This is a genomic window from Gillisia marina (assembly GCF_000258765.1).
GTDB lineage: Bacteria > Bacteroidota > Bacteroidia > Flavobacteriales > Flavobacteriaceae > Gillisia > Gillisia marina.
The window spans coordinates 1-361 of record NZ_AJLT01000080.1; the positions used below are offsets into that span (position 1 = coordinate 1).

General features: G+C 42.4%; 1 protein-coding gene. It reads right to left on the bottom strand.

Annotation, left to right across the window (positions count from 1 at the left end; translation table 11 throughout):
• On the bottom strand, positions 1–361 hold a 361-nt coding region (locus ON07_RS13475; RefSeq protein ID WP_010232488.1), incomplete at both ends, for an HYR domain-containing protein.

The window sequence follows — 361 nt, forward strand, 5'->3', positions numbered from 1 at the left end:
CCACATACTCCGGCATCTACGTTTTGTTCAATATTTGTTACTGGATCAAATATAGGATCTTCATTGTCATTTACGGTTACATCAAAACTACATTCCGCGGAATTTCCAGCCGCATCGGTTGCACTATATGTTACTGTTGTAGTTCCAACCGGGAATGTTTCTCCTGAAGCCGGTCCACTAACAAGCACCACATTTATAGGAGTTCCATCATTATCAGACGCTGTTGGCAAGCTGTAGTTTACTACGGCTCCACAAACTCCTTGATCGACATCTTGATCGATATCGGCAGGACATGTAATTGTTGGTGGTTCTTCATCTGATACTGTTACTGTAAAGCTACAAGTAGCAGTATTTCCAGCTG